The organism is Synechococcus sp. A10-1-5-1 (assembly GCF_023115425.1).
Lineage (GTDB): Bacteria > Cyanobacteriota > Cyanobacteriia > PCC-6307 > Cyanobiaceae > Vulcanococcus.
The window spans coordinates 329,881-356,016 of record NZ_CP096032.1 but is presented as its reverse complement, the minus strand read 5'-3'; the positions used below and the strand labels follow the sequence as shown (position 1 = coordinate 356,016).

General features: G+C 61.7%; 25 protein-coding genes and 1 tRNA gene. 15 read left to right on the top strand and 11 right to left on the bottom strand.

The annotated features are described in order from the left end of the window. Nucleotides 1-26 precede the first annotated feature (26 nt). Both MY494_RS01820 and MY494_RS01815 read right to left on the bottom strand, forming a co-directional pair. Nucleotides 27-917, bottom strand: coding sequence for an inositol monophosphatase family protein (locus MY494_RS01820; protein WP_247911033.1), 891 nt, complete (start codon nucleotides 915-917; stop codon nucleotides 27-29). An 8-nt stretch (nucleotides 918-925) separates the two neighbouring features. After that, a complete protein-coding gene (locus MY494_RS01815; protein WP_247911032.1) occupies nucleotides 926-1,291 on the bottom strand; it encodes a 2Fe-2S iron-sulfur cluster-binding protein in 366 nt (121 codons plus the stop codon). Between the two features lie 118 nt (nucleotides 1,292-1,409). Between MY494_RS01815 and MY494_RS01810 the strand changes: the two genes are divergently transcribed. Further along, nucleotides 1,410-1,496: transfer RNA gene (locus tag MY494_RS01810), tRNA-Ser, on the top strand. A 54-nt stretch (nucleotides 1,497-1,550) separates the two neighbouring features. On the opposite strand, the gene pstB is transcribed toward MY494_RS01810, so the two are convergent. Genes pstB through pstC form a run of 3 tightly spaced genes read right to left on the bottom strand, consistent with a single transcriptional unit; the run spans nucleotide 1,551 to nucleotide 4,255 of the window. After that, on the bottom strand, nucleotides 1,551-2,369 hold the full coding sequence (pstB, locus tag MY494_RS01805; RefSeq protein ID WP_247911917.1) for a phosphate ABC transporter ATP-binding protein PstB: 819 nt from the start codon (nucleotides 2,367-2,369) through the stop codon (nucleotides 1,551-1,553). Nucleotides 2,370-2,416: 47 nt separating this feature from the next. Beyond that, nucleotides 2,417-3,298, bottom strand: a complete 882-nt coding sequence (gene pstA / locus MY494_RS01800) for a phosphate ABC transporter permease PstA (protein WP_247911031.1) — start codon at nucleotides 3,296-3,298, stop codon at nucleotides 2,417-2,419. 3 nt (nucleotides 3,299-3,301) lie between these two features. Beyond that, nucleotides 3,302-4,255, bottom strand: a complete 954-nt coding sequence (gene pstC, locus MY494_RS01795; protein ID WP_247911030.1) for a phosphate ABC transporter permease subunit PstC — start codon at nucleotides 4,253-4,255, stop codon at nucleotides 3,302-3,304. Between the two features lie 92 nt (nucleotides 4,256-4,347). Between pstC and dnaK the strand changes: the two genes are divergently transcribed. The 4 genes from dnaK to murQ are packed head-to-tail and all read left to right on the top strand — an operon-like array spanning nucleotide 4,348 to nucleotide 9,039. Then, the gene (dnaK, locus tag MY494_RS01790) at nucleotides 4,348-6,675 is read left to right on the top strand and encodes a molecular chaperone DnaK (protein ID WP_247911029.1); all 2,328 of its coding nucleotides are present in this window, start codon (nucleotides 4,348-4,350) and stop codon (nucleotides 6,673-6,675) included. A gap of 17 nt (nucleotides 6,676-6,692) precedes the next feature. Next, entirely contained in the window at nucleotides 6,693-7,655 is a 963-nt protein-coding gene (locus MY494_RS01785; RefSeq protein WP_247911028.1) for a DnaJ domain-containing protein, read from the top strand. Nucleotides 7,656-7,684: 29 nt separating this feature from the next. Further along, nucleotides 7,685-8,125 carry a DUF3110 domain-containing protein gene (locus MY494_RS01780; protein ID WP_247911027.1) on the top strand — a complete coding sequence of 147 codons (441 nt, stop codon included), beginning with the start codon at nucleotides 7,685-7,687 and terminating at the stop codon, nucleotides 8,123-8,125. Continuing rightward, nucleotides 8,122-9,039: an N-acetylmuramic acid 6-phosphate etherase gene (gene murQ, locus MY494_RS01775; RefSeq protein WP_247911026.1), complete on the top strand. Its 918-nt coding sequence runs from the start codon at nucleotides 8,122-8,124 to the stop codon at nucleotides 9,037-9,039. Before MY494_RS01780 ends, murQ begins: the two co-directional genes overlap by 4 nt. A gap of 6 nt (nucleotides 9,040-9,045) precedes the next feature. Here the strand turns inward: murQ and MY494_RS01770 are convergent, their stop codons facing one another. Next, nucleotides 9,046-9,957, bottom strand: a complete 912-nt coding sequence (locus tag MY494_RS01770) for an S-methyl-5'-thioadenosine phosphorylase (protein WP_247911025.1) — start codon at nucleotides 9,955-9,957, stop codon at nucleotides 9,046-9,048. Between the two features lie 69 nt (nucleotides 9,958-10,026). Between MY494_RS01770 and MY494_RS01765 the strand changes: the two genes are divergently transcribed. After that, a complete protein-coding gene (locus MY494_RS01765) occupies nucleotides 10,027-10,467 on the top strand; it encodes a peptidylprolyl isomerase (RefSeq protein ID WP_305852209.1) in 441 nt (146 codons plus the stop codon). A 68-nt stretch (nucleotides 10,468-10,535) separates the two neighbouring features. Here the strand turns inward: MY494_RS01765 and ribBA are convergent, their stop codons facing one another. Then, nucleotides 10,536-12,125 carry a bifunctional 3,4-dihydroxy-2-butanone-4-phosphate synthase/GTP cyclohydrolase II gene (ribBA, locus tag MY494_RS01760; RefSeq protein WP_247911912.1) on the bottom strand — a complete coding sequence of 530 codons (1,590 nt, stop codon included), beginning with the start codon at nucleotides 12,123-12,125 and terminating at the stop codon, nucleotides 10,536-10,538. 119 nt (nucleotides 12,126-12,244) lie between these two features. Between ribBA and argC the strand changes: the two genes are divergently transcribed. Then, nucleotides 12,245-13,309, top strand: coding sequence for an N-acetyl-gamma-glutamyl-phosphate reductase (gene argC, locus MY494_RS01755; RefSeq protein ID WP_247911024.1), 1,065 nt, complete (start codon nucleotides 12,245-12,247; stop codon nucleotides 13,307-13,309). On the opposite strand, the gene purN is transcribed toward argC, so the two are convergent. Further along, nucleotides 13,306-13,986: a phosphoribosylglycinamide formyltransferase gene (purN, locus tag MY494_RS01750; protein ID WP_371820647.1), complete on the bottom strand. Its 681-nt coding sequence runs from the start codon at nucleotides 13,984-13,986 to the stop codon at nucleotides 13,306-13,308. The genes argC and purN overlap by 4 nt on opposite strands. Here purN and MY494_RS01745 point away from each other — a divergent pair. From MY494_RS01745 to MY494_RS01735, 3 genes are read left to right on the top strand one after another with little or no spacing between them, the layout of a single operon-like run. Then, the gene (locus MY494_RS01745) at nucleotides 13,978-14,322 is read left to right on the top strand and encodes a DUF1257 domain-containing protein (protein ID WP_247911022.1); all 345 of its coding nucleotides are present in this window, start codon (nucleotides 13,978-13,980) and stop codon (nucleotides 14,320-14,322) included. The two genes, purN and MY494_RS01745, sit on opposite strands and share 9 nt — an antisense overlap. Before the next feature lie 19 nt (nucleotides 14,323-14,341). Next, on the top strand, nucleotides 14,342-16,063 hold the full coding sequence (locus MY494_RS01740; protein ID WP_247911021.1) for a M61 family metallopeptidase: 1,722 nt from the start codon (nucleotides 14,342-14,344) through the stop codon (nucleotides 16,061-16,063). Nucleotides 16,064-16,065: 2 nt separating this feature from the next. Beyond that, nucleotides 16,066-16,908: an N-acetylmuramoyl-L-alanine amidase gene (locus MY494_RS01735; protein ID WP_247911020.1), complete on the top strand. Its 843-nt coding sequence runs from the start codon at nucleotides 16,066-16,068 to the stop codon at nucleotides 16,906-16,908. A 9-nt stretch (nucleotides 16,909-16,917) separates the two neighbouring features. Here MY494_RS01735 and MY494_RS01730 read toward each other — a convergent pair whose 3' ends face one another. Further along, nucleotides 16,918-17,682: a helicase DnaB gene (locus tag MY494_RS01730; protein WP_371820646.1), complete on the bottom strand. Its 765-nt coding sequence runs from the start codon at nucleotides 17,680-17,682 to the stop codon at nucleotides 16,918-16,920. Between the two features lie 249 nt (nucleotides 17,683-17,931). On the opposite strand from MY494_RS01730, the gene MY494_RS01725 reads away from it, so the two are divergent. Then, nucleotides 17,932-19,533: a glucose-6-phosphate isomerase gene (locus tag MY494_RS01725; protein ID WP_247911019.1), complete on the top strand. Its 1,602-nt coding sequence runs from the start codon at nucleotides 17,932-17,934 to the stop codon at nucleotides 19,531-19,533. 7 nt (nucleotides 19,534-19,540) lie between these two features. On the opposite strand, the gene leuS is transcribed toward MY494_RS01725, so the two are convergent. Then, nucleotides 19,541-22,189 (bottom strand): leucine--tRNA ligase, encoded by a 2,649-nt coding sequence (gene leuS, locus MY494_RS01720; protein ID WP_247911018.1) that lies wholly within the window; start codon nucleotides 22,187-22,189, stop codon nucleotides 19,541-19,543. A 42-nt stretch (nucleotides 22,190-22,231) separates the two neighbouring features. Further along, the gene (locus MY494_RS01715; protein ID WP_247911017.1) at nucleotides 22,232-22,471 is read right to left on the bottom strand and encodes a hypothetical protein; all 240 of its coding nucleotides are present in this window, start codon (nucleotides 22,469-22,471) and stop codon (nucleotides 22,232-22,234) included. A 44-nt stretch (nucleotides 22,472-22,515) separates the two neighbouring features. Between MY494_RS01715 and dapF the strand changes: the two genes are divergently transcribed. The 4 genes from dapF to MY494_RS01695 all read left to right on the top strand — a co-directional run bounded on the left by dapF (nucleotide 22,516) and on the right by MY494_RS01695 (nucleotide 26,134). Continuing rightward, a complete protein-coding gene (gene dapF / locus MY494_RS01710; protein WP_247911016.1) occupies nucleotides 22,516-23,658 on the top strand; it encodes a diaminopimelate epimerase in 1,143 nt (380 codons plus the stop codon). Continuing rightward, nucleotides 23,655-24,842, top strand: a complete 1,188-nt coding sequence (locus tag MY494_RS01705; RefSeq protein ID WP_247911015.1) for a cysteine desulfurase family protein — start codon at nucleotides 23,655-23,657, stop codon at nucleotides 24,840-24,842. The genes dapF and MY494_RS01705 overlap by 4 nt, the downstream gene beginning before the upstream one ends. A 24-nt stretch (nucleotides 24,843-24,866) precedes the next feature. After that, a complete protein-coding gene (locus MY494_RS01700) occupies nucleotides 24,867-25,556 on the top strand; it encodes a DUF1995 family protein (RefSeq protein WP_247911014.1) in 690 nt (229 codons plus the stop codon). A 62-nt stretch (nucleotides 25,557-25,618) separates the two neighbouring features. Further along, nucleotides 25,619-26,134, top strand: coding sequence for a DUF4330 domain-containing protein (locus MY494_RS01695; protein WP_247911013.1), 516 nt, complete (start codon nucleotides 25,619-25,621; stop codon nucleotides 26,132-26,134). Nucleotides 26,135-26,136: the final 2 nt, after the last annotated feature.

Sequence of the window (26,136 nt, the reverse complement as noted above, 5' to 3'; positions counted from 1 at the left end):
CAAGGCCAGGTCGAAGTGGGGCGATCCTATGGACTGGGCTGATCCAGCTCCGGGGCGCCGAAACTTGCCCCCGTCAGCGGCCTGCAGTTCCCCAGGCCCTCGATCAAGGCCTGCTCCAGCCCAGGTGTGCAAGCGATTAACCGACCAGTCGCGAGCTGCGCCGGGGATCCGTCGTAGGAACAGACCACGCCACCGGCCTGCTCCACCAGGGCCATGCCAGCGGCCAGATCCCAAGGCGAGAGCCCCCGCTCCCAATAGCCGTCCAGGAGTCCCTGGGCTACGAATGCAAGGTCCACAGCAGCAGCGCCGCCGCGACGCACGCCCCGCGTGCGATGGGTGAAATACGCGAATTCGGCGTAGTTGTTGTCCAAGCGGTTGTGCCGGTCGTAGGCAAACCCAGTCACCAGGAGGGAATCTCCGAGGTTGTTGCAGCCGCTGACAGTGATGGCGGCATCGTTGCACCAAGCACCCAGCCCTGGCGCGGCCCAATAGAGCCGATCGAGTGCTGGAACGGCCAGGGCACCCAGGAGGGGCTGCCCGCGCCAGGTCAAGCCAATGGAGGTTCCAAAAAACGGATAGCCATGCGCATAGTTCGTCGTCCCATCGAGGGGATCGACACACCACTGCAAGTCGCTCCCTTGGCCTTCCTTGCGGCCGCTCTCCTCTGCGAGGACCCCTAACTCAGGTGTCTCCTCGCTCAGGACCTGCAGGACGGCCTGTTCAGCGGCCACATCGGCCTCGGTGACGAGGTCACCGGCGCGGCCCTTTTCGCGGATGCGCTCCAGTCGCCCGAACAGGGCCTTGAGTTGACTGGCACCAGCCGTCGCGGCTTGACGGGCGATGCCACTGAGCCGCTCCAGATCAGCGTGGCTTAAGCCGGAGTGCTGGGCGGCCTGGTCGGTGAGACGTGGGTTCATTCCGGTGCTTACTCCTCATCCAACGGCAGGCCTGCGCGCACCTTGCCACGACCGAAGTGGCGGCCGAACTGCAGCTCATACACCTCGTCCTCGTCCTGGGTCTCTACTTCCAGAGGACCGGTGGCCCGAGCGACGCAGAGCAGCCCATAGCCGCGGCTTCGGATCTCCTTGGAGAGGCCAAGGGCTTCGCGCTGGTCGATCTCTCCATCGAGGACGCGAACGGCGCAGGCGGTGCAGCAGCCATTGCGGCAGCTGAAGGGCAGGGGCTCCCCCTGTTGTTCAAAGCTCTTGAGGATGTACTCGCCTTCGGGCACGTTCAACTGGATCGTGCGGTTCTCTTGGCGCCAATGAACCGTGATCGGGTGACTGTGCATGGAGCAGCAATCCAATGGGGGAGCAGTGACTGCTACATTCTCGTCGTTGCCCCCGCGCAGCCGCGACGCCCACTGATCCCTTCAAGGTTCGGAGGCGGAGCTGCGAAAAGCCCCTCACGGAGAGGTGGCCGAGTGGTCGAAGGCGCAGCACTGGAAATGCTGTATAGGGGCAACTCTATCGAGGGTTCGAATCCCTCCCTCTCCGTTTGAAAAGCCGCTCTTTGAGCGGTTTTTTTGTGGGAACTTTTGGCCGGACGAATTAACCGAAGCGACCCGTCACATAGTCCTGGGTGGCCTGCTCTTTGGGGGCGTTGAAAATCTGTTCCGTTTCAGCAAATTCAACCAGCGTTCCAACCTTGCTCTCGCGGTCGCTGCGTTGACTGACGTTGAAGAAACCGGTGTAATCGCTCACCCGGACGGCCTGCTGCATGTTGTGCGTGACGATCACAATTGTGTAATTCTTCTTGAGCTCATGCATCATCTCCTCGATTTTTAATGTCGAGATTGGATCGAGCGCAGAGCAAGGCTCATCCATCAAGATCACTTCAGGCTCGATCGCAATGGTCCGGGCAATGCAGAGCCGCTGCTGTTGACCGCCGGAGAGGGCATAGCCGCTCTCTTTAAGCTTGTCCTTGGTTTCATCCCAAAGGGCTGCTTTCCGCAGGGAGCGCTCCACGAGCTCATCCATGTCGCCTTTGTAGCCATTGACCCGAGCGCCAAAGGCAATGTTCTCGTAAATACTTTTGGGGAACGGGTTGGGTTTCTGAAACACCATTCCAATGCGTCGGCGGACTTCGACCGGGTCGACGTGCCGGGCGTACAGATCCTGTTCATCAAAGATCACCCGACCCTTAATCGAACAGCCGTCGATCAGATCGTTCATGCGATTCAAGGCCCGAAGCACGGTGCTCTTGCCGCAACCCGAGGGGCCGATGAAGGCCGTGACTTGACCGCGAGGAATATCCATGTAGACGCCCCGTACTGCTTCCTTGCTGCCGTAGCTAATCGAGACGTCCTGAAGGGACAGGCAAACCCCGTTGCTGCTGGAAGAGGAGCTGGCCTGGGGAGAGGAGATCACGATCGAGTCGTTCGGGCTTGGTTGAGAAAGCGGGCGCAGGGAGGAGATCAGGCGCGGGAGAGGCGGCCGATCCATCGGGCCAAGAGATTGGCCAGCAGGATCATCATCACCAAGACAAAGGACGCCGCCCAGGCCAGGGAGATCTGGGCCTCGTAGGGCATGATCGCGTAGTTGTAGATCAGCACTGACATTGAGGCGATGGGGTTGAGAACCCCATCAGCCCAGAACGGTGAAAACAGTGCGGTAAAGATCAGCGGTGCGGTCTCACCCGCCGCCCGAGCAATCCCCAAAACCACACCGGTGGCGATCGGTGCGAAGGCGGCTGGCAGGGTCACGCACGTAATGGTGACCACCTTGGAAGCCCCGACACCCATGGCCCCCCAACGCAGCTCCTGGGGCACCAGCTTGAGGCCTTCATCCGTGGTCTTGATGACCGTGGGGATCATCAGAACAGCAAGGGCCATGCCACCGGCAATCGCGCTGTAGCTGTGACCAGCAATCGCTCGGGTGCTGACGATCAGGCCATAAATAAAGACACCACAGATAATCGACGGCACACCCGAGAGCACGTTGGTGCCGAAGCGCACGAACTGAGCAAAGCCACCCGAGCGGGAGTACTCCGCCAGATAGATGCCACCGCCCACACCGATAGGAATGGCAATTGAGCTGGCGAGAACAGTGATCAACAAGGTCCCAACGATGGCGTTACCAATGCCGCCACCATCGAGGCCAGGCGGTGGCGGCAACTCAGTGAGGAGCTGCCAGTTGATCAGTGCTCCGCCCTTAATCAGCACATAGACCAGGACCAACACCAGCGGCAGCACGGCAAGTCCTGTGAACAGGGCAGCGATCGAGGTGAAGACCCGGTTCCAGATGTTCCTCGAGAGGCTGCTGCGGTAGCGGAGGGAGCCGCGCTTCGAAAGGGTCATGGCTCAGTACTTCAGGCTCAGTCGCTTCACGACCTGCTGGGCCAAAAGGTTCACCAGCAGGGTCATCAGCATCAGCACCAGTGCCGCGTACATGAGTGCTGAGACCTGGATGCCATCGGCTTCACCGAATTGGTTGGCCAACATTGACGAAATCGTGTTCGCTGGAGCCAGCAGGCTGAAGCTGAAATTGTTGGAGTTGCCGATGATCATGGTGACGGCCATGGTCTCGCCCATGGCACGACCCAGCGCCAACATCACCCCGCCGGTGATTCCAGAGATTGCGGCGGGAAGCATGACCTGAAGGATGGCCCCCCAGCGGGTGGTTCCAATCCCATAGGCCGCCTGCCTCAGCCCATCAGGCACTTGTCTCAAAGCGTCCCGAGAGATCGCCGTGATGATCGGCAAAATCATCACAACCAAGATCAAGGAGGCCGGGGCCATCCCGGGGCCCTGAGGTTCTGTCGAGAACAGCGGAATCCAGCCCAGATAGCGATGGAGGTCCGACAGGAAGGGGCGCAGAAATGGCTCCATCACAACGATGGCCCACAGTCCCAGAACCACGGAGGGAATGGCTGCGAGCAGCTCCACCATCACGCCCAACACTTCCCTGATGCCCTTGGGGATGATGTTCTCGGTCAGAAAGATTGCCGTGCCAACGCCAAGGGGCACAGCGATCAGAAGAGCCACCCCTGAGCTCACCAACGTGCCGTAAATCGCGGTGAAGGCGCCGTAGTGCTCGCTGATCGGATCCCAGTCCGACGTGGTGATGAAGGACAGACCGAAGGTCTGGATTGCCTCCCAAGCACCGGTGAAGACCGTCAGCAGGATGGCGAAGACCAACAGGCCAACGGCCCCTGCCAGGGCAACGGCAAGTTGCTGAAAACCACGGTCAGCAGCCCGTTCGGTGGCCGACCGACGCCGCAAGGCGAAGAGCTCAAGGCGCGGACTCCTGGCCATGGGGTTCTTAACCTCCTAGGAATCTATCCCTCTGCCCCATTGCCGTTAGCTTTGGGGCACGACGTGGATGGCCCCAGGGCGCAGGAACGCAGTTGGCACGGATCGTTGGAATCGACCTGGGAACCACCAACTCCGTGGTTGCGGTGCTGGAGGGTGGTCGGCCGCAGGTTATTGCGAGCGCGGAGGGCGGTCGCACGACCCCTTCAGTGGTCGGCTTCAGCAAAGACCAGGAACTCCTTGTCGGTCAGCTGGCCCGTCGCCAGCTGGTCCTGAACCCGCGGAATACCTTCGCGAATCTCAAACGTTTTGTTGGCCGCCAGTGGGATGAGCTCGATGACGGCAGTCTGGCCGTTCCCTACACCGTGCGCGCCAACGACCAGGGCAATGTGCGCGTGGTCTGTCCAGCTACGGAGCGGGAGTACGCCCCTGAGGAACTGGTAGCGAGCGTGTTGCGCAAGCTGGTGGATGACGCCAGTACCTACCTCGGTGAGCCCGTGGAGGCCGCGGTCATCACGGTTCCGGCTTACTTCAATGACGCCCAGCGTCAGGCCACCCGTGATGCCGGCCGCCTGGCCGGGATTGCGGTGGAACGGATCCTGAACGAACCCACTGCAGCAGCCCTGGCCTACGGATTCGACCGAAGCACCGTGAAGCGCGTGCTGGTCTTTGACCTTGGCGGTGGCACGTTCGATGTCTCGATCCTTCGGATCGCCCAGGGGGTTTTTGATGTCAAAGCCACCAGCGGTGATACCCAACTGGGTGGCAACGACTGGGATCGCAGAATCGTGGATTGGTTGGCTGATGCCTTCCAAAAAGAGCATGAGATCGACCTGCGGCGGGATCGTCAGGCCCTGCAGCGCCTGACTGAGGCGGCCGAGAAGGCCAAGATCGAACTCAGTGGTGTTCAGAGCACTCCTATTTCCTTGCCCTTCATCGCCACGGGCAAGGACGGACCGCTCCATATCGAGACGACTCTGGAGCGCAGCACCTTTGAAGGGCTCTGTCCGGACCTGCTCGATCGTCTGCTTCGCCCGGTGCAACGGGCTCTGCGCGACTCCGGATTTGCCGCTGAGGACATCGACGATGTGGTCCTGGTGGGTGGCTCGACCCGGATGCCGATGGTCCAGCAGATGGTTCGCACCTTGATTCCTCTGGAACCCTGCCAGTCCGTCAATCCCGATGAGGTCGTTTCGATTGGCGCCGCTGTCCAAGCCGGAATCCTGACCGGCGAACTGCGGGATCTGATGCTCAATGACGTGACCCCGCTCTCCTTGGGATTGGAGACCATCGGCGGGGTGATGAAGGTTCTGATCCCTCGCAACACCTCGATACCGGTGCGGAAGAGCGATCTCTTCAGCACGTCTGAAGCCAACCAAAGTTCTGTTGAAATTCACGTGCTCCAAGGGGAGCGTCAGATGGCCGATGGCAACAAGAGCCTTGGCCGCTTCAAGCTCTCGGGCATCCCCCCTGCACCCCGGGGCGTCCCCCAAGTCCAGGTTTCCTTTGACATTGACGCCAACGGACTCCTCCAGGTGTCGGCCACAGACCGCACGACGGGTCGGCAGCAGAGCGTCAGCATCCAGGGCGGATCCAACCTCAGTGAAGAGGAGATCAAGACCCTGATTGCGGAGGCCGAAGAAAAGGCCAGCGAGGACCGTCGCAAGCGGGCGGAGATCGATCGACGCAACCGCGCCCAAACCTTGGTGGGTCAAGCCGAGCGTCGGCTGCGGGATGCGGCCCTGGAATTGGGTCCCTACGGCGCCGAGCGCCAGCAACGAGCCGTTGAGATCGCCATGCGCGATGTGCAGGAGATGTTGGCCGATGGAGATCTCAGCGAACTCGACATCAGCGTCAGTCAGCTGCAAGAGGCCATCTATGGCTTGAACCGGCGTCTGGCCAGCGAGCGCAAGCAGGACTCCAATCCGATCCAGGGAATCAAAAACACCTTGGGCTCGCTCAAGGATGAACTCTTTGCTGAAGACGATTGGGATGACTGGGATCGCCCGGGCCGCTCCCGCGACCCCTGGAGTGAACCGCGTCTCGGTGGTGGCTGGCAGGAGGACCGCTGGGATCGCCCGAGCCTGGACCGATTTGATGCCCCGCGTCCGAGTTGGGATCGGTCGATTGAGGCCCCACCCCGCTGGGATCAATCGCCTCAACCCCGCAACCAGCCCTGGGACGAGCCCGCTGATCGCTACGGCCGAAGCGAACGGGAATTCGAGCCGGCCCCCCGCTACGGGGAGTTCGATCGCTACCCCGATCGCGATGACGCCCGCTACGACGATCGCTATGAGGAAGGGGTGGATCAGCTCCGCGAAGCCCGCGTTGTCGAGCGGGGCAATGCCCCCCGTCCCAGAACGGCGACACCGGCCACACCCGATCACGGCTCCTATGAAGGAGATCCCTGGGCTGAGGACTGACGGAGGTGAGTCCTGTGATGTCCGAGACGGGCAGCATCAACCATTGGGCCGTCCTCGGCCTTGATCCCGGCGCGGATGCTTCGTCCCTGAAGCGAGCGTTCCGGCAACAGGCTCGCCGCTGGCATCCCGACTTGAACGGGGATGACCCCCACGCAGAGGAGCAGTTCAAAGCGGTCAACGAGGCCTACGCCGTCCTCAGTGACCCCCAGCGGAGGCAGCAGTGGGAGGCCAGTCTCGATGAATCAGTCGCCGCAGCGGCCGGGTTGGATCCCTTCGCCACTGGTTTCCCCGACTTTGAGGACTACCTGGACGTGGTCTTTCACCGGGAGCGGAGGCGTTCCCCTCGACACGTCTCCGATGACGGCTTCATCCCTCAGGAACCAGAGCCGTTCGAGGAGGACTCCTCCCCCGCCGGCGGGGTGACCCCACCTGTACCGCCCCCGCCCCCCCCGGTGGTGGCCAGTGAAGAGCTGGAATCGTTGGTGGAGCTCACCCCTGAGCAGGCACTCGAGGGCGTCCGTGTGGAATTGGAACTGCCCGATGGAACAGCCATTGAGGTCTGGACGCCAGCCATGGCAGGAGATGGCTGGCGTCTCCGCCTTGCTGGGGTCGCCCCAGGCGGGCGCGACCATTTCCTTCAGCTTCGGGTTCGCACCGATGCTGGATTGCGCATTGATGGTCTGCGGGTTCACTACCAACTGGAGTTGTCCCCCGCTGAGGGGGCGCTGGGTTGCACCGCCGTTGTGCCGACGCTGGATGGTCCGGTGCAATTGCGTATTCCGCCTGGCTCCTCGAGCGGCCGCCTCTTGCGTCTTCGCTCCCGAGGCTTGAGCCATCGCGAGCAGCGGGGTGACCAGTTGGTTGAGATCCGTCTCGTCGTTCCCCAAGGGCTCAGCGAAGCGGAAGAAGCGCTGTACCGCCGGCTGCAACAGCTCGCTGAGGAAATTGACGGCGGGCGTGATGGCGTGATCAATCAGTGAGAGACTGGTGATTGACCCGTGCGTGCTGGATGTCGGTTCACGTTCTGCTCTTTGACGCTGGCAGCGAGAACGAGGGCATTCACTCCCTGGAGTTAAACGGCTCCACCGTGGTCCTTCTCTTTGAGGACCGTGACGACGCGGAACGTTATGCCGGCTTGCTGGAAGCGCAGGACTTCCCGATGCCGAGTGTTGAAGCGATCGAGCGGCGTGAGATGGAGGAGTTTTGCTCCAGTGCTGGCTATGAAGCCCGTTTTGTTCCTAGCGGCTTTTTGCCCCAAACCGCTGAGGAGCGCCTGCTGATCGCCCCTCCTGAAAAGAACATGGATGTGACCACCTGGCGCGATCAACCGGAACCGGGTCAGGAAGCCACACAAACAGCCGAAGCCCCAGTCGCTCCAACGGAGGAGCCCATCAGCACCGGTAATAACGAACTGGAAGATTTCCGCCGGCGTCTCGAGGGATTGCTGTGAGTCCGTCCTCTTTTGAGGATGTGCAGCGGGGACATCTCCTGACCGAACAGGTCAATCCGGCGAGCGCCGAATTGGATGCATTGAGCACGGAAGACCTGGTTCAGGTCTTCGTTGCCGAGGATCGCAAGCCCCAGGAAGCTGTTGCGGCTGCCTCAGCCGCGCTGGCCCAGGCCATTGATGCCATCGCCGAGCGTCTTCAGGCCGGTGGGCGCCTGTTTTATTTAGGCGCTGGCACATCAGGACGCCTTGGGGTCCTCGATGCAGCGGAATGCCCACCAACCTTCTGCAGTCCTCCGGATTTGGTTCAGGGTGTCCTGGCCGGTGGTGCGCCCGCCTTACTGCGCAGTTCCGAGGGACTCGAGGACCTTTCTGAAGCCGGCCGAGCCGATCTCGAAGCAAGGGGGTTTAGTGCGAAGGATGCCCTGGTGGGTATTGCTGCAGGGGGGACCACCCCCTATGTCCACGGCGGTCTGACCTACGCCAGCTCCATCGGTGCCCTGGCCATTGCCCTGGCCTGTGTTCCGGCGGAGCAGGTGCCGATGCCCTGCGCGATCGACATCCGCTTGATCACCGGCGCGGAGGTCTTGACGGGATCCACCCGCCTCAAGGCCGGAACGGCCACCAAGATGGCGCTCAACATCCTGAGTACCGGCGTGATGGTCCGCTTGGGGAAGGTCTATGGGAATCGGATGGTGGACGTCGCGGTCACCAACAGCAAGTTGGAGGATCGAGCCCTGCGGATCATGTCCGATTTGGCCGGCCTCAGCCGCGTCCAGGGGCGAGCGTTGCTTGAGGCCAGCAAGGGTTCCGTCAAGCTGGCTTTGGTCATGGCCTGCCACTCCCTCGAGATCTCCGCAGCTCGGGAGCTTCTCGAGAGTTGCGGCGGCAACCTCAGGAAAGCTTTGCGCTCCTGAGGAGCTCTAGCCCTTGAAGGTCCCCCAGTAGGACTTGGTGAACAAGTTCAGCTTGCGCCGAGTCGCTGCCGGGACCTGATCAGCGGGAGTCATCAGTGCATACTGCAGGGCGTGGTGGGCCGCGCTGGCTGGTCTCAGCGCTGCGATCCGCTCGGCCGTGGTTTTGACAATCTCGGTTGCGAGGGCTGCATTGGCTTTGAGATTGCCGATGACCATCTCCACGGTCACGCTGTCGTGGTCGGCATACCAGCAGTCGTAATCGGTGGCCATGGCCAGGGTTGCGTAGGCGATTTCGGCTTCCCGGGCGAGCCTGGCTTCGGTGTGGTTGGTCATTCCGATCACTGAACAACCCCAGCTGCGATAGAGGTTCGATTCAGCGCGTGTTGAGAAGGCGGGGCCTTCCATGCAGAGGTAGGTCCCGCCGCGGTGCAGGGTCCGTCCCTCTGGCATCAGGCTGTCGGCCACGTCCGCCAGCACGCGGCTAAGACTTGGGCAGAAGGGATCGCCCAGGGCGACATGGGCCACGGCACCTTCGCCAAAAAAGCTTTTGGGGCGGTCCCGCGTCCGATCAATGAACTGATCGGGGACGACCATGTCCAAGGGGGCAATCTCCTGCTGGAGAGATCCCACGGCAGACGGGGAGAGGATCCAGCGCACGCCCAGGGAGCGCATCGCCCAGATGTTGGCTCGGTAGGGGACTTCCGTCGGCAGGAAGGTGTGATGGCGCCCGTGGCGTGCCAGGAAGACCACCTCCATGCCCCCCAATCGGCCTAAGCGCAATTGGTCCGAAGGGGAACCAAAGGGAGTCTCGATCGTGAGTTCTTGGATCTCTTCCAATCCCTCCATCGCGTAGAGCCCGCTGCCGCCCAGCACTCCAAGGCGGGCTTGGCTGAGGTCAACGGAATGGGGGACGGACATCACCACTGATCAGGTCCCATCACTTCTACCGGAGCGCCCATACTGAGGCGGTTTGCTGACGATTTCCCCGTGACCAAAGCCGTGATGGAGACCGACGCCGGCACGATCGAACTGGAGCTGTTCGAAGCCGACGCGCCCAACACCGTGGCCAACTTTGTGAAATTGGCCAAGGACGGCTTCTATGACGGCCTGGCCTTCCACCGTGTAATTCCAGGTTTCATGGCCCAGGGCGGCTGCCCCAACAGCCGTGAGGGTGCCCGTGGCATGGCCGGCACCGGCGGCCCTGGCTACCAGATCGATTGCGAAATCAACGCCCAGAAGCACCAGGCCGGAACGCTGGCCATGGCCCATGCAGGCAAGAACACCGGCGGCTCGCAGTTCTACATCTGCCACGAAGCACAACCCCACCTCGACGGAGTTCACACCGTCTTCGGCCACACCGGGAACATGGACGTGGTCTTGGCCCTGAAGAACGGGAGCAAGATCAGCAAGGTCACGATCCAAGGTTGATTGCTTAGGGGCTGGCCGCAGCCCCTTCCGATCAGTCTCCTTTCGTTCCCCTTAGAGCCCTGTTGCGCTTAACACCAGCGCAGCAGGGCTCCGCTTTCGAACGCAACACCCGCCTGACCCGACTGCAGTTCCTGCAACGGCCGTCGTTGGGCCTCCAGGGTGTTGCTTGGGTGTGAGCTGCGCTGGGCATCGGGTGCAAGCAGCAGGCTGACGCTTTGGGTCTGCGGCCAGTCCGCCATGGTTTGCAGGATTTGGCGAAGACATTCAGCGGTGCCCCCATTGACCAGAACGGCCAGTTCCGGTTGATCCATCAGGGCCAACACCCGTGAGTGCTCCTCGCGCTCCAGTTCCAGCCCCTTCTGTTCTGCCCAGCCGGAGAGCGCCTGGAACAGCTTGGCGCTGCCCGCTTCGTCGTGGCCGGAGCTCGGATTCCACGCCAGGACTGCCGCCGGCCCCCGTACCCCAGTGGGATCCATCAGGTGTCCCAACTTCGCCTGCTTGGTTTGCAGGTAATTGACGTTGTGCTGGCCTGGATCCATGACCAGCGGAACTCGGTCCACCACTTCGAGGCCATAGCCCCCAAGGCCGGCGATCTTGCGCGGGTTGTTGGTGATGAGCTTCAGGCGGTGAATCCCCAGATCACTGAGGATCTGGGCCCCCACTCCATAGTTGCGGAGGTCGGCCGGGAAGCCCAAGCGTTCGTTGGCCTCCACGGTGTCCAACCCACCGTCTTGGAGGGAGTAGGCCTTCAGCTTGTTGATCAGGCCGATGCCCCGACCTTCCTGACGGAGGTAGACCACGACACCCTCCCCCGCGTCCTCGATCATCCGCAGCGCCGATTCCAGTTGGGGCCGGCAATCACAGCGCAGGGAGCCGAAGGCATCTCCAGTTAGACATTCGCTGTGCACCCGAACCAAGACGGGTCCGGACGATTGTTCAGGGTTTCCCTTGACGATGGCCACATGGTCGGAACCATCCAGTTCATTGCGATAGCCGATCGCTCGGAACTGGCCAAAGGCGCTGGGCAGCATTGCTTCGGCCTGTCGCCGAACAAAGCGCTCTGTATCCAGCCTGTAGCCGATCAGATCGGCAATGTTGATCAACCGCAGGCCATGGCGTTTGGCGTACTCCGCCAGTTGAGGTAGCCGGGCCATCGACCCATCAATGTTCTGAATTTCACAGATCACGCCAGCTGGGTAGAGGCCTGACATGCGGGCCAGATCCACAGCGGCCTCGGTGTGACCGGCACGTTTGAGGACGCCGCCTTGCTTGGCCCGTAGCGGGAAGATGTGGCCTGGACGTCGAAGATCACTGGGACGCGTCCCAGGGTGAATCGCCACCTGGATCGTGCGAGCACGGTCTTCAGCGGAGATGCCGGTCGACACACCGTTTTCGGGGCCGGCGTCCACACTGACTGTGAAGGCGGTCTGGTTGCTGTCGGTGTTTCGATCCACCATCAATGGGAGATCGAGCGCATCCAGGCGTTCCCCTTCCATGGCCAGACAGATCAGGCCCCGCGCTTCGGTGGCCATGAAGTTGATCTGCTCAGGGGTTGCGAATTGAGCGGCGCAGATCAGATCGCCTTCGTTTTCCCGGTTTTCATCGTCCACCACCACGACCATCTCGCCGTTGCGGATTGCGGCCAGACCGTCGGCGATGGAATCAAAGCGAAACGAGTCCTGAGTCAGGGGCTGGTTCAGGGAAGGCGGGCCCTACGGCCAGGTGGACTGACACTTTTATAAAGCCCGGTACGATCTGACGTCCCCCTGTGCATGCCATGGCAAGTCAGCGCGTCGCCGTGATCGGGGCCTCGGGCTATGGCGGTTTGCAGACGCTGCGATTGCTTCAGGGGCATCCCGAATTCATCGTCAGCTTTCTTGGGGGTGAGCGCAGTAGTGGCAAGCGGTGGAGTCAACTCACCCCGTTTTTGCCGCTCCCCGGTGACCCGGTGGTGCAAAGCCCGGAGGTGGATGCCATTGCCGAGGCCGCGGACTTTGCGGTCTTGAGTCTTCCAAATGGTCTGGCCTCACGCCTCGCACCCGAACTGCTCGAGCGTGGAGTCAAGGTTGTCGACCTCTCCGCCGATTACCGCTACGGCTCTCTGGATCAGTGGAAGGAGGTCTACAGCGCTGAAGCACAGGAGTTTCCGCGCGATGACACGGCTCTCTGCCGGGAAGCTGTTTACGGCTTGGTGGAGTGGGAGCACGAGAAGATTGCCCAAGCGCGGCTGGTAGCAGCACCGGGTTGTTTCCCCACCGCAAGCCTTCTGGCTCTCACTCCCTTCCTGAAGCAAGGCCTGATCGAAACCAGCGGAATCATCATTGACGCCAAGACCGGTACCAGTGGCGGCGGACGTGCGGCGAAGGAGCATCTCTTGCTCGCGGAGGCCTCTGAGGGCATTTCCCCCTACGGCGTTGTCGGGCATCGCCATACCAGTGAGATCGAACAGCTCTGCAGCCGCGCTGCGGGCACCAGCATCCAGCTCCAATTCACCCCTCACCTGACCCCGATGGTGCGTGGTCTGCTGGCCACGGTCTATGGACGCCTGCGCGACCCCGGACTGACCGCTGAGGACTGCACCACCCTGCTGGAGGCTGCCTACCGACATGCGCCCTGCGTTCAGGTGTTGCCGGCGGGGACTTACCCTTCGACCAAGTGGGTTCGCCAGACCAATAAGGCGCTGCTGTCGGTCCAGGTGGACCAGCGCACCGGTCAGCTCATCGTGATGAGCGCGATCGACAACATGGTCAAAGGTCAGGCGGGCCAGGGCGTGCAGTGCCTGAACCTGATGGCCGGGTTACCTGCGGAAACCGGGCTTCCGCTGCTGCCCTTCTACCCCTAAGCCATTAGCCCTAATCGCTTGGCTGCCAGTGCCACGGCGAAGGGCAGGATTTTGTGTTCCTGGCGATGGATGCGCTCCGACAGGGTTGCTTCGCTATCCCCCTCAAGAACGGGAACAGCGGCCTGCACAAGGATCGGCCCTTTGTCTACCTCCACTTCCACGAGATGGGCCGTGCAGCCGGTTAGCTGGACACCAGCCTCCAGTGCTTGGCGGATCGCTTGCGCTCCACGAAAGCTCGGCAAGAGTGAAGGGTGGATGTTGATGAGCCGCTCGGGATAGGCCCTGATCAGTTCTTCGGTCACGATCCGCATCCAACCGGCCATAACCACGAGGTCCACCTGGGCGGCCTGAAAGCAGGAGATCAAAGCGTGATCCAAGGCCTCCCTGGAGTCGTAGAGGCGATGGTCCAGCACTTGTGCGCTGATGCCCAGTCGCTTGGCGCGTTCGAGGGCCCCAGCTTCGGAGTTGTTGACGATCAGGAGGCTCACCTCTGCACCAAGTCGACCCGCTTGGCAGGCCTGCACTAAGGCCTCGAAGTTGGTGCCTGAGCCGGAGGCCATCACGCCCAAGCGCAGGGGATGTTTGGTGACGATGGCTTGCTCTGGTGGCAACGGCCACTGGACTGCGAGTCCACCCCCGCTAGGGTCTGAAAAAGTGGAGTCCTGGCCATGTCCCATCTCTCCATCCTGCCAACGGTCCTCGACGACGAGAGGCTCCTGGCCCAGGCTCTTCAGGAGCTGGGTTATGCGGTCCACTGGGGCGGCCAGCTCAACGGTTTTGCGGACCAACGCGAGTCGGTTGCGCTCTGGGTGCAGGTGAACCCTGAGCAGCAGTTGGGGTGGGCCCGTCAGCCCAACGGCCGCTTGGCGCTTGTTGGCGACCTTCAACGCCTTGGCCGCTCCCACTCTGTTCAGCAACTGGTCGGTCAGATCACGCGCAGCTACGCCGCACTGCATGCCCTGAAGACGGCCTCAGAAGAGCTGGGCCACGCTTCAGTTGAATTGATCAGCTGACTGCAAAAGGATGTCGGGAATGGTTCAGGTCCATCTTGATCTGAGCAACCCTCAGACCCATCTGGTCGATGTACGCGTTCAGATTGAGTCGCCCCATCAGCACCAGAAGGTCTCGCTGCCCGGCTGGACGCCTGGGTCGTACCTGATCCGCGACTACGTCAAACAACTCGAAGGCTTCAAGGCCTGCCAGCAGGGGCTTGAGCGGCCATTCAACCGCTCTGCTCCCAGTACTTGGCTGATCGATGCCGATCCGGATAGGGGACCCTTGACCCTGACCTACTCGGTGATGGCCACGGAGCTCACGGTCCGCACCTGCCACCTTGATCAGGATCACGGTTTCTTAGCCCTGGCGGCTGTCGTCCTGGAGGTCGATGGACACCGCTGGCAGCCCCACCGCCTGACCTGCGTCTTACCTGAGGGGTGGAACGCTTTTGTTCCGTTGCCAGAGGACAGCACTGGTTGTTGGCTGGCGGCGGATTTGGATCAACTGATTGACAGTCCGATCGAAGCCGGCCCCCATCAGGCGCACCGTTTTTCGGTCTTCGGTCTTCCCCATCGCTGGGTGACCTGGTTCTCGGATCCCGCCGATGAGGCCTGGTTCTTCGATCGTTTTCCTCGATTTTTTGAGGATGTGGAGCAGGTCTGTCTGGCCTGTTGCCGATTGATGGGCCAAAGCGCACCGGCCTGTGCCGACTACCTCTTTGTCCTTCATCTACTGGACGAGGGCTATGGCGGTCTAGAGCACGACGACAGCACGGTTCTTGTCTATGGCCGCCGCAACCTTGAAGCAAGTCATGGCTACCGCAAGCTGCTGCAGCTCATTGCCCATGAATACTTCCACCAATGGAACGTCCGGCGCCTGACTCCTGCGGAGTTGAGACCGATCGACTACCAGCACGCCACGGTGGTCCCCACCCTTTGGTTTGCCGAAGGCGTCACGAGCTACTTCGATCAGCTGCTCCCACTGCATGCCGGGTTGTGCTCAGCCAAGGACTACCTCAACGACCTCGAGGAGGACCTCAGTCGCTACATGCTGAGCCCCGGTCGGCAGGTGCAGACCCTCAGGCAGAGCAGTGAGGAGGCCTGGGTCAAGCTCTACAAAGCGGACGCTTATTCCGCCAGTAACCAAATCAGTTACTACCTCAAGGGGGCGGTCGTGGCTCTCTGCCTGGATCTGCACCTGAGGTCCCATCAGAGCTGTTTAGCCGCCGTTGTTCAACAGCTTTGGCACAGCCATGGACGGCACCGGCGCGGTTATCAGGAATCAGATCTATTCAGCGCTTTTGAGGCGGCTGCACCGGGTCTTGGTGCGCGTCTGCAGCAATGGCTGACGGAGGTCGACGATCCAGATTGTTCTGGCTACCTGTTGGATGTAGGCCTGGCGCTGGAGCCGGAGATGTCCACCCATCCATGGACAGGGATGACAACGCGGCTCGATGGCGGCCGGGTCCTAGTGCAGCGCGTCCAGCGCCATAGCCCAGCGGAGCGCGCCGGCCTGATGGTGGGCGATGAGCTCATTGGCGTGGCGGGACAACGGGTTGCCCAGCCAGATCAGATTTCACCGCTGCTTCGCGCCGAAGAGAGCCAACCGCTTTTGATGGCACGGCGTTCAGCCCTACGGGAGCTAGCGCTCCGGAGCGACCCGCCGAAGCCCAAGCGCTACAAGCTGGTCCCTGTGTCTAATCCGACGGCTTCCCAACAGGCTGGCCAGGACGCCTGGTTGCAACAGCGCGCGGGCTAGCCATGGTCCGACTCGTTCCGCAGCAGCACCTTCGAGTCCCCTATCGACGGGCGATGGGCCTCGCTTTGATTGCGCTGGCAGCCCTGGCCTCAATTCCCCTTTGGCAGCGCGACTCTCAGCCAACAAAACGCCTGCTACCCGGGCTGCCCAATGCCCGCCCCGCTCCGGTCCCCCCAGCGCAGGCCGCCTGGATCAGTCCGCTGCAGAAGCAGTGTGAGGTCAATGATCGTGCCCTTGTGGCTCGACTCAAGACGCAACAACAGGGCTATCGCTCCGCGCTCAAACGCGTGAGGATCGATCCGTCTAACTATTCCCAGCGTGTTCCTTACGACGCCTTCGGCAATCCACTGGAAACAACGCCGTCACTTGTGGTTCTGCACGAAACGGTGTTCGGTCTCCAATCAGCGCTGAACACTTTCATTAAGCACAACCCCAGGGATGAAGACCAGGTCAGCTATCACCTCTTGATCGGTGAGAACGGCGACGCCGTTGAAGCCTTGCATCCCCGCTTTCGTGCCTATGGAGCTGGCTTTTCAGCCTTTGATGGTGAATGGGCAGTGCTGAACCCAGATTTGCCCGGCTCCACGAACAATTTCGCTTTACACCTCAGCCTGGAAACACCCCTGGACGGGGAGAACAATGCTCAAGCCCACAGTGGTTACAGCTCTGCGCAGTACGACGCTCTCGCTGTCGCCCTAGCCGACTGGATGAAGCGTTATTCCATCCCGGCGGAGCGGATTACAACGCACCGGCATGTGGACCTCGGCGCGGAACGTGCCGATCCACGCAGTTTCAACTGGACGGCCTTGCAGCAACGCTTAGCCGCCCTGGGGATGCTCTGCTGACCGCTCTGCTCAGATCAGTGGGGGCATCGGCTTTTTCGTTCTCCCGTAGACGATTCCGTGGAGTTCTGGATCTTGCATGTAGCGCAGGATCCGAGCCGGATAGTCCAGCTTGCCGTTATGGAGATAGGCCAAGGTCGCTACGGTTTTGGCGTGGCGATGGGAGCGACTGACGTTGTTGGTTTCTCTGGCTTCGCGCTCCAGCAACTTCAAGAGGCGCATCATCTTTCCGGCCAAGAGCTCAACATTTCGCTCTGGATGGAGGAGCTGATTGCGGGCATCCTGGATTTCAGTGGGACTGGCATTGGGGCGCAACAGCCCTTGTTTCTCCATCTCGCTCAGCCCCAACTGGGCCGGTCCATGGGTGCTGAACAGTCCCGAATGGGCTGCTAACGGGTGGTCCTCTCCGGGCTTGGCGTGCTGCATTTCATCAAACAAAATGGCCGCCAGGAGCATTGGATTCAGCCCAGTACGGCGGCTTTGCTGCTGAATGACGGGCTGCAGTGACTGCAGCCGCGAGACCGTGTGGTTCCGCAAGGGGGTGAACTGGTCGACCCCTTTGGTGAACAGGCGTGCCAACGGTGGTTGAGGACCATGAACGCCAAAACGGCGCTGGAGTTCCTGGAGTTCCTCTGGACTAAAGCTTGTCGGATCCGAGTGGCTACTGCTGTCGATCCGATCAACGGCAACGCCGTTGCCGGAACGCAAACTGGATTGAACAAACGGGTAGGCAGCCAAGCTGGCCAGGGCGGTGGTTGCCGCCCCAAACCACGCCAAGAGATTGCGCCTGGTGCGATGGGGCCGAAGCCGCTGGCTGTGGCGCTTGATGTGAGCCAGAACCCGCTGAACACTGTCTTTTCAGCCTAATGCGCTGTTTCAGTGATGACAGCTCAATCAGGCCTTGGATGCTTGCGTCCACAAGATCGCGATCTGGACTCGCTTCAATGCGCAGAAATAGCCAAAAAAGGTATCCCTGATTGGATTTCACGGATAGGTTCGACCTGCGGTGCCCTCCATTTCGGCCTGATGTCTTCCTCCCCCTCTGCTCCCGCTCTGGATCCCGCAAGCCAGTGGCAGAGGTTTTGCAGCCAGCTCTGGCACAACCAGACGCTTGGATTCTGGTTGGACGTCAGTCGCATGGGCCTCGACGAGCCCACCCTGGCGTCCTTAAGACCCCGGTTTAGTCAGGCCTTTGAGGCCATGGCGGCTCTGGAATCGGGCTCGATCGCCAACGCCGATGAGCAGCGCCAGGTCGGTCACTACTGGCTCCGCAATCCTGACCTTGCGCCCGACGCTGCCAGTGGTCAACACATCCAGGCTGAGGTCGATCGGATCGAGTCCTTTGGTCGTGATGTCCTCAGCGGTGCCATTGGCAATGGTTCAGGGCAGACCTTTACCGATGTGCTCTGGATTGGGATCGGTGGTTCTGGCCTCGGCCCCCTGCTGATGATTCGGGCCCTTCAGGACCCCGGGGCCGGACTGCCGTTCCACTTCTTTGACAACGTGGATCCCGACGGCATGCGCCGGACCCTGGCTTCCCTTGGTGGGCGCCTGAAAACCACCCTGGTGATCGTCGTCAGCAAGTCCGGCGGCACCCCGGAACCCCATATCGGCATGCTCCAGGCTCGCCGGGCGGTGGAGACCGCTGGTGGCAGCTGGTCTCAGCAGGCGGTTGCTGTGACGATGGTGGACAGCAAACTCGACCGTGAGGCCAAGGATGCCGGTTGGCTGGCCCGCTTCGACATGTTCGATTGGGTCGGTGGACGCACCAGCATCACCAGTGCGGTTGGCTTGCTTCCGGGCGTCCTGATTGGCTCGGACATTCGCGAGTTTCTTGCTGGTGCCGCTGAGATGGATGCGGTCACCCGCGTTGCTGACTTCGATCAAAACCCCGCGGCGCTTCTGGCCGCCGCTTGGTACTCGGCGTGTGGTGGCAAAGGGCTGCGCGACATGGTGGTCCTCCCTTACCGCGATCGTCTGGAGGTCTTCAGTCGCTATCTCCAACAGCTTGTGATGGAGAGCCTGGGTAAAAAGCTGGACCGCAACGGTCAGGTCGTGCACCAAGGCATTGCTGTCTACGGCAATAAGGGTTCAACGGACCAACACGCCTACGTGCAGCAACTCCGTGACGGTGTCGACAATTTCTTTGTCACCTTTGTCGAGGTCCTTGAGGATCCAGGCGATATTCCGCCACTCGAGGGTGAGAACCCCGGAGATTTCCTTGATGGTTTCCTGCAGGGGACTCGCTCAGCCCTCACTGAAGAGGGTCGCTTCAACCTGAGCATCACGATGCAGCGACTGAATGCCCACAGCTTGGGTGCCCTGATTGCGCTGTTTGAGCGTGCCGTTGGTTTGTACGGCGAGTTGGTGAATGTGAACGCCTACCACCAGCCCGGCGTTGAGGCCGGCAAGAAGGCCGCAGCTGCACTCCTTGACCTGCAATCCAGGTTGGAGATGGTCATGGCTGACCAAAGGGAGCACACCCTGGCGGAACTGCAGACGAAACTGGATCTAGAGACCGCAGAGCCGCTCTACTGGATCCTCCGCCACCTCTGTGCCAACCGCCGTCACATCTCAGCCAACGGGGACTGGGGTCAGCCCGAGTCCCTCGTCTTTATCCACGACTGAGGTGGGGTTAAGGCACCAGGTTCACCAGTTTCCCAGGGACGACGATGACTCGGCTGGGGGCTTTGCCCTCGAGCCATTTCGCCGCAATGTCGCTTTCTAGGGCCAGCCGCTCCAGGGTCGCCTTGTCAGCATCCGCTGGGACCTCAAGGTTGCCTCGAACCTTGCCCTTGATCTGAATCACCAGGGGGACTGTGTCCCGGACAAGGGCTGAGACGTCGCTTTCGGGCCAACGCTGCGTGTGGATGCTGGTGTCAGCGAGAGTGTCATCACCGTTGCGGCCGCCGAGCTTCAGCCAAAGCTCTTCCGCCAAGTGCGGTGCAAAGGGTGCGAGCAGGATCAACAGCGTGCGAAGGGCTTCACAGGCGAAGACGTCGGAGCTGTCCGCCAGGTGGGTCCCCATGGCGTTGCTCAGTTTCATCAGCTCCGAGACCGCCGTATTGAACTGAACGTCTCCATCGAGGTCGTCGGTGACCTCTTGGATGGCGGTGTGCACGGCGCGGCGAAGCTCCTGCTCGGCCGTAGAAAGGGGTGTGGCTGAGGCCATGGCCTCGGCCACGGCCTCAGCCGAACCTGCTCCATGAGCCAAGCTCAGACCCCGCTCTCGGGCGGTTTCCGCCAGGCGCCAGATGCGCTGCAGGAAGCGGAACTGGCCTTCCACATCGGCGTCATCCCACTCGAGATCCTTCTCTGGGGGTGCTTTGAACAGGATGAACATCCGCGCCGTGTCGGCGCCGTACTTGTCGACCACGACAGCAGGATCGACGCCGTTGTACTTGGACTTCGACATCTTCTCGAAGAAGGTGTCGAGGGGATCTCCTGTGAGTGGATCACGAGGATCAGTGGCATCCGCCACCTCGGAGGGGGGGATGTACTTGCCCGTTTTTGGGTTTTTGTAGGTGATGCCCTGGACCATCCCTTGGGTGAGGAGGCGTTGGAAAGGCTCGTCGAAACCCAGGAGGCCTCGATCCCTCAGCACCTTCGTGAAAAAGCGGGAGTAGAGGAGATGAAGAATGGCGTGCTCGATGCCGCCAACGTATTGATCGACAGGTAACCACTGATCAACAGCGTTCTTTGCGAACGGCAGCTGGCTGTTCTTGGCGTCGCTGTAACGGAGGAAGTACCAGCTGGAGCACATGAAGGTGTCCATCGTGTCGGTCTCCCGCCGGGCAGGTTTGCCGCAACAGGGGCAATCGACGTTGACCCAACGCTCCAGCTGGGCGAGTGGCGAGCCGCCCTTGCCACTGAAGGCAATATCCCTAGGGAGTTCGACTGGAAGTTGCTCGCAGGGGACAGGAACAACACCGCAGCTCTCGCAGTGAATCACCGGGATTGGGCACCCCCAGTAGCGCTGCCTTGAAATCAACCAATCCCTAAGGCGGAACTGGACTTTCCCCTTCGCCCAGCCGCCCTCCTCTCCGGCCTTCGTGATGGCGGTTTTGGCGGCTGTGTTGGTCAAACCATCGAAGCCCGCCGAGTGGATCAGCACTCCGGACTCGGTCCATGCACCCCCTTCAAAGGCATGTTCATCACTGCCTTCGGGAATGATCACCTGCTTGACGGGAAGTTCGTACTGGCGGGCGAAAAGGAAATCGCGTTGGTCATGGGCTGGTACGCCCATCACGGCCCCCGTCCCGTATTCGGCCAGGACGTAGTCAGCAATCCAGATCGGGATCAGTTCGCCATTGGCGGGGTTCCGCACCTGTGAACCGATCGGAACACCGCGCTTGGGCTTGTCCTCTGCGGTGCGATCCTGCTCGCTTTGGCGTGAGACCAGGTCACAGAAGGCCTCCACCTCCGTTTGGTGAGCAACGGTCGTTAGGGCCGGGACCAAGGGATGCTCGGGTGCCAAGACCACATAGCTCGCACCAAATAAGGTGTCCGGCCGGGTGGTGAAAACGGTGACACGCTCCTCAGTGTCCTGACCGCCGGCATCGACAACGGTGAAGTGCAGTTCAGCCCCTGTGCTCCGACCAATCCAGTTGGCCTGCATTGTGCGCACCCGCTCAGGCCAGCCGTCCAACTGGGAGAGGTCGTCGAGCAGCTGCTGCGCGTAGTCGGTGATTTTCAGGAACCACTGGCGCAGTTTGCGCTTCTCCACCAGCGCACCGGAGCGCCAGGAGCGCCCCTCGCTATCCACCTGCTCGTTGGCGAGCACGGTCTGGTCAATCGGATCCCAATTGACCGTGGCATCTTTTTGATAGGCCAGTCCTGCCTCAAGGAATTGCAGGAAGAGCCATTGGGTCCAGCGGTAGTAATCGGCGTGGCAGGTGGCCACCTCCCGATCCCAATCGATGGAGAGCCCGAGCTGATCAAGCTGCTCCCGCATGGAAGCGATGTTCTGATCGGTCCAGGCACCGGGATCCACGCCCCGTTCAATGGCGGCGTTCTCGGCGGGCAGGCCAAAGGCGTCCCATCCCATCGGATGCAAGACCTTTTTTCCGCGTAAGCGTTGAATCCTGGCGACCACATCGGTGATCACGTAGTTACGGACGTGACCCATGTGCAGGTTCCCTGAGGGGTAAGGGAACATCGAAAGGGCGTAAAACGCCTCATCGCCGGCCTTGACCTCTGGGGTGCTGTGCAGCCCGTTTGCCTTCCAGGCCCGTTGCCAGCCGGCCTCTGTGGCCTGGGGTTGGTAGCGGCTGGACTCGCTCACGGGCGGATCGGGAGTGGAGCAGTGATGCTCCCATAGCTGCTGTTAAGTCAGCGGCCGCAGCAGCACGATGGCGTCCCGATTGATCAGAACAGCGGCTGCTCCTGTCTCAGGCTCCAGAGCCAGAAAGCAGGCATCGATCCACAGCGGACGACCGCTCAGGCTGCTGCCATTGCTGAGTTGAAGGGAGAGCGGACTCTCTGAACGAATCCATGCCTGGATTTGACGCACTCCCGGTTGAGAGGTGTCGAGGTCTCCGGACCGCCCTTCTCGACTGCTCCCCATAGGATCGATCGAACTGGTGAGCCTGCATCAACAGGCTGTCGCGCGTGTTCCAATTCAGCAAGTACCAAGGGCTTGGTAACGACTTCTTGATGCTCGACGGGCGTCAATCCGGCGATACCGAATTTCTCTTTGGCTTGACCCCAGATCTGGTGGTTCAGCTCTGTGACCGGCGTTTTGGTGTCGGAGGGGACGGCGTGATCTTGGCGCTGCCGCCAAACGCCGGGGGGGAACTGCGGATGCGCATCTTCAACGCCGATGGCACCGAACCCGAAATGTGCGGCAATGGCATCCGCTGCCTGGCGCGCTTCCTGGCGGATTGCGATGGGGACGGCCCTGGGCGCACCTGGCAGATCGACACTCTGGCTGGGCGCATCGTCCCGGAACTGCTCCCCGACGGGACGATCCGTGTGGACATGGGGGCTCCTTTTCTCAACCCCAGCGACATCCCTACAACCCTGGAAGTCGGGGAGGCCCGACTTCCCATGGGTGAGCTGGAGATTGATGGGGAGCGGTTTGCCGTGGCGGCCGCTGGCATGGGGAACCCCCACGTGGTCGTTCCCGTGGATGCCGTCGCTGAGATCGATCTCGATCGCTTTGGCAGTCAGCTGGAGGTGCACCCTGCCTTCCCCGCCAAGACCAATGTTCACTTCGTTGAGGTGCTCTCGCCTTCGCACCTGGTGATGCGGGTCTGGGAGCGCGGAGCTGGTCCAACGCTGGCCTGTGGCACCGGCGCGTGCGCCACGTTGGTGGCCTGTCACCTCCTGGGTCTCTCCGAGCGCACGGCTCGCCTGGATCTCCCGGGTGGACCACTTCAGATCCATTGGGATGCCATCAACGGCAAGGTCTTTATGGACGGGCCGGCCGAGCACGTTTTTGACGGTTCGATCCCTGACCCGGCGGCTGTTGCCGCTGCGCGCCAGCAGGCCGCTGGAGGGCTTCGCTCGGATCATTCCGAGGCGGATCTGCCAGCAGTCGAACAGCCGCAAGGCTCAGGGAGGAGCGAGAAAGGGATTGATTGCTCCACGGTCTGCGCCAATGGCTGCATTCGCCCAGAGAATTGCCCAAGCGAGGCTGCACGGGCCAAGGTCGCTGAACTGCTGAACAACACCTCGTTGGATGACCTGGTGACGATTGCCACCAACTCCCTCGAATCGCGCACGCGGGCCCGTTTTGAGCGGGAGACATGACCTTGGATCTGCGCCGATACCTCGACTGCGCAGCTACAACCCCGGTACTGCCAGAGGTACAGGCGGAGATCCAGCGCGTTGATCGCGAAGCCTGGGCGAATCCCTCAAGCCTCCACGGCTTCGGCCTAGCGGCTGCTGAGCAGCTCGAGCGCAGCCGTGAGCAGATCGCCGGCCTGCTCGGTTGCAGCGGTCAGCTGATTTTCAGCTCAGGTGGCTCAGAGTCGATTCATCTCGCGCTCCAGGGTTCTGCTGCGGAGCTCTGGGATCAGCAAAGCAACCCGCCACGGCTCTTGCTCTCAGCCGTTGAGCATCCCGCCACCGAAGCGGCGGCGCAGCAGCTCCAGCGACAGGGCTGGACCGTAGAGCGAATCCCTGTGAGCCCTCAAGGTCTGATCGATCTGGACGCCTTGCGCCACCACCTGGCGCGGCCGACCCAATTGGTTTCGCTCATCTGGGGTCAGAGCGAGGTCGGTGCGTTACAGCCGCTCCAGGAGATCGGAGACCTCTGCCGCGAGGCGGGCGTGCTCCTTCACGTCGACGCCGTTCAGGTGGCGGCTCAACGCCCCATTGATTTCGACGCTCTCCCGATCGATCTGATGAGTGTGGCCAGCCACAAGCTCAACGGTCCCCGTGGGGTCGGCGCTTTGTTAGTTCGTGAGGGGATCAAGCTCCGCCCGATTCAGTCCGGTGGTGGCCAGGAGCGGGGCCTGCGCTCCGGCACTGAACCGGTGGCCTTGATCGCTGGCTTTGCCAAAGCCCTCGAGCTGCTCCAGGTCCGGCGCTTCAAGGACGGGCAGGATCCGATGCCCTCCCTGCGCGATCGCTTGTTGTCCGCAGTGCTGCAGGTCCCTGGCCTGCAACTCACAGGCCCTGACCCACGCGCCCATCCAAAATTGCGCCTGGCGAATCACCTCAGCCTGCTCGTGCGGGCGGCAGATGGCCGGCCCCTGTCTGGGCGCGCTGTCGTCCGGGAACTCTCGCGGTCCGGCTATGCCATCAGTAGTGGTTCAGCTTGTAGTAGCTCCAGGGCTGCTGGTAGCCCTGTTCTTGAGGCGATGGGCATTGATTCGCACTGGTCGGCCAGTGGGATTCGTCTCTCCCTTGGTTACTGGCACACCGAGTCCGATCTTCAGGACATTCCGGAAGCGTTGCGCTTGGCCATCGCGTCGGTGGCGGCTGATTAGGGTCAGCCGAACGACATGGTCTGGATGCTCCCCGCCGATCTGCGACGTGCTGAAGCCGAAGCCGTCGAAGCGATTCTGGCTGCCTTGGCTAGCCAGACCAAGGGCTTCTGGACCGCTGAATTTCGCTTTGAGGGACTGCGCATCCTCCCGGTGGCCCTTCGTTTGTTGAGCGCCCTGACCCACGCCCATTCCGATGCACGCCTGGTCTTCCCCGATGCGGGGGCTGCTGCCTTGGCGAAGCGTGATGCGGCGGAGCAGGCGGCTGGCATCACCGAACTCAGTGGAATCAAGCGCCTCCAGCAAGCCGATGGCGGCAGTGATGGCCTTCTGGTCCTTGTGGCACCAACCCCAGCGGACTATGAGGATGTGGAGGCGGTCTGTGCCCTGCACCGCGGCAGTGTTGTGCTGCTGAACGGCAAATTGGAAGATGCCGCAGTCGGCATTGGCACTGTTGCCCGAGAGCGCCGCAAGGGCTTCCTGTCTGGTTGGCAATCCGCCTATGCCCTGATCCCGACAGGCGATGGGGCACTGCGACGCGCCTTTCCCCAGGATTGGCAGCTCTACCGCCAGGATCCCGATGGCTACCGCTTCGTTCGGGAGTTTGAGGCGAAGCCGGATGCCGAGCAGATGACCGATGCCCTCGAGGGTGAAGGCGGCGGAGTGGTCCGTGGCCTCAAAGCCGTCGACCGCCTGATTGAGGGTCTGCAGAACTAGGCCAGGGGAATGCTTGTTTCGGCGGCCCAGCCTCCGTACAGTTTGAACTCTGTTTCTCTGCCATGCCTGTGTTGTCGCGTCGTTTCTCGCTGGTGGATGCGGGGGCTGCGGCGGCTGTGGTCCTGGCTATTGGCGGTGTGCTCTGGAGTCCCAAGCTGAGTGGTGCCGTCGCCCGTGCCACCGGTGGTCTCCAACCCGTCACGGTGTTTGTGGATGTCCGCAACGTACCGGTGGCCAACCCGTCGGCCTTGATCGCTGGTGCAAAGGAGCAGGGCAAGGTCGCGATCGTGATCCGCAACCAACCCCATGGTTCGGTGACCGTGGATGACGTCATTCCGCTGCAACGGCAATTGGCTGCGGTCTTCGCTGACGGCAAGGTGGTCACCGCGCCAGATCCCAACCAGAACCAGCTCGGCAACTTGGACGCCCGCTTTGTTCTCAAAGGAGAAGGGCGTAAGGGTGCAGGCGGCGTCGTCTTCGGCAACCAGACCCTGAAGATTGGAGCACCGATTGAACTAGAGGGCCGTGCGTTCCGGCTGAACGGTTCAGTCTCTGGTCTCCAGCTCGGTCAGTCCTGACC

What these genes read in the sequence shown, in the direction of transcription:
- MY494_RS01820 (WP_247911033.1), bottom strand. Translation starts at nt 917, where the DNA reads ATGAACCCACGTCTCACCGACCAGGCCGCCCAGCACTCCGGCTTAAGC.
- MY494_RS01815 (WP_247911032.1), bottom strand. Translation starts at nt 1,291, where the DNA reads ATGCACAGTCACCCGATCACGGTTCATTGGCGCCAAGAGAACCGCACG.
- pstA (WP_247911031.1), bottom strand. Translation starts at nt 3,298, where the DNA reads ATGACCCTTTCGAAGCGCGGCTCCCTCCGCTACCGCAGCAGCCTCTCG.
- pstC (WP_247911030.1), bottom strand. Translation starts at nt 4,255, where the DNA reads ATGGCCAGGAGTCCGCGCCTTGAGCTCTTCGCCTTGCGGCGTCGGTCG.
- MY494_RS01785 (WP_247911028.1), top strand. Translation starts at nt 6,693, where the DNA reads ATGTCCGAGACGGGCAGCATCAACCATTGGGCCGTCCTCGGCCTTGAT.
- MY494_RS01780 (WP_247911027.1), top strand. Translation starts at nt 7,685, where the DNA reads ATGTCGGTTCACGTTCTGCTCTTTGACGCTGGCAGCGAGAACGAGGGC.
- MY494_RS01770 (WP_247911025.1), bottom strand. Translation starts at nt 9,957, where the DNA reads ATGTCCGTCCCCCATTCCGTTGACCTCAGCCAAGCCCGCCTTGGAGTG.
- argC (WP_247911024.1), top strand. Translation starts at nt 12,245, where the DNA reads ATGGCAAGTCAGCGCGTCGCCGTGATCGGGGCCTCGGGCTATGGCGGT.
- MY494_RS01745 (WP_247911022.1), top strand. Translation starts at nt 13,978, where the DNA reads ATGTCCCATCTCTCCATCCTGCCAACGGTCCTCGACGACGAGAGGCTC.
- purN (WP_371820647.1), bottom strand. Translation starts at nt 13,986, where the DNA reads ATGGGACATGGCCAGGACTCCACTTTTTCAGACCCTAGCGGGGGTGGA.
- MY494_RS01740 (WP_247911021.1), top strand. Translation starts at nt 14,342, where the DNA reads ATGGTTCAGGTCCATCTTGATCTGAGCAACCCTCAGACCCATCTGGTC.
- MY494_RS01735 (WP_247911020.1), top strand. Translation starts at nt 16,066, where the DNA reads ATGGTCCGACTCGTTCCGCAGCAGCACCTTCGAGTCCCCTATCGACGG.
- MY494_RS01725 (WP_247911019.1), top strand. Translation starts at nt 17,932, where the DNA reads ATGTCTTCCTCCCCCTCTGCTCCCGCTCTGGATCCCGCAAGCCAGTGG.
- MY494_RS01715 (WP_247911017.1), bottom strand. Translation starts at nt 22,471, where the DNA reads ATGGGGAGCAGTCGAGAAGGGCGGTCCGGAGACCTCGACACCTCTCAA.
- MY494_RS01705 (WP_247911015.1), top strand. Translation starts at nt 23,655, where the DNA reads ATGACCTTGGATCTGCGCCGATACCTCGACTGCGCAGCTACAACCCCG.
- MY494_RS01700 (WP_247911014.1), top strand. Translation starts at nt 24,867, where the DNA reads ATGCTCCCCGCCGATCTGCGACGTGCTGAAGCCGAAGCCGTCGAAGCG.
- MY494_RS01695 (WP_247911013.1), top strand. Translation starts at nt 25,619, where the DNA reads ATGCCTGTGTTGTCGCGTCGTTTCTCGCTGGTGGATGCGGGGGCTGCG.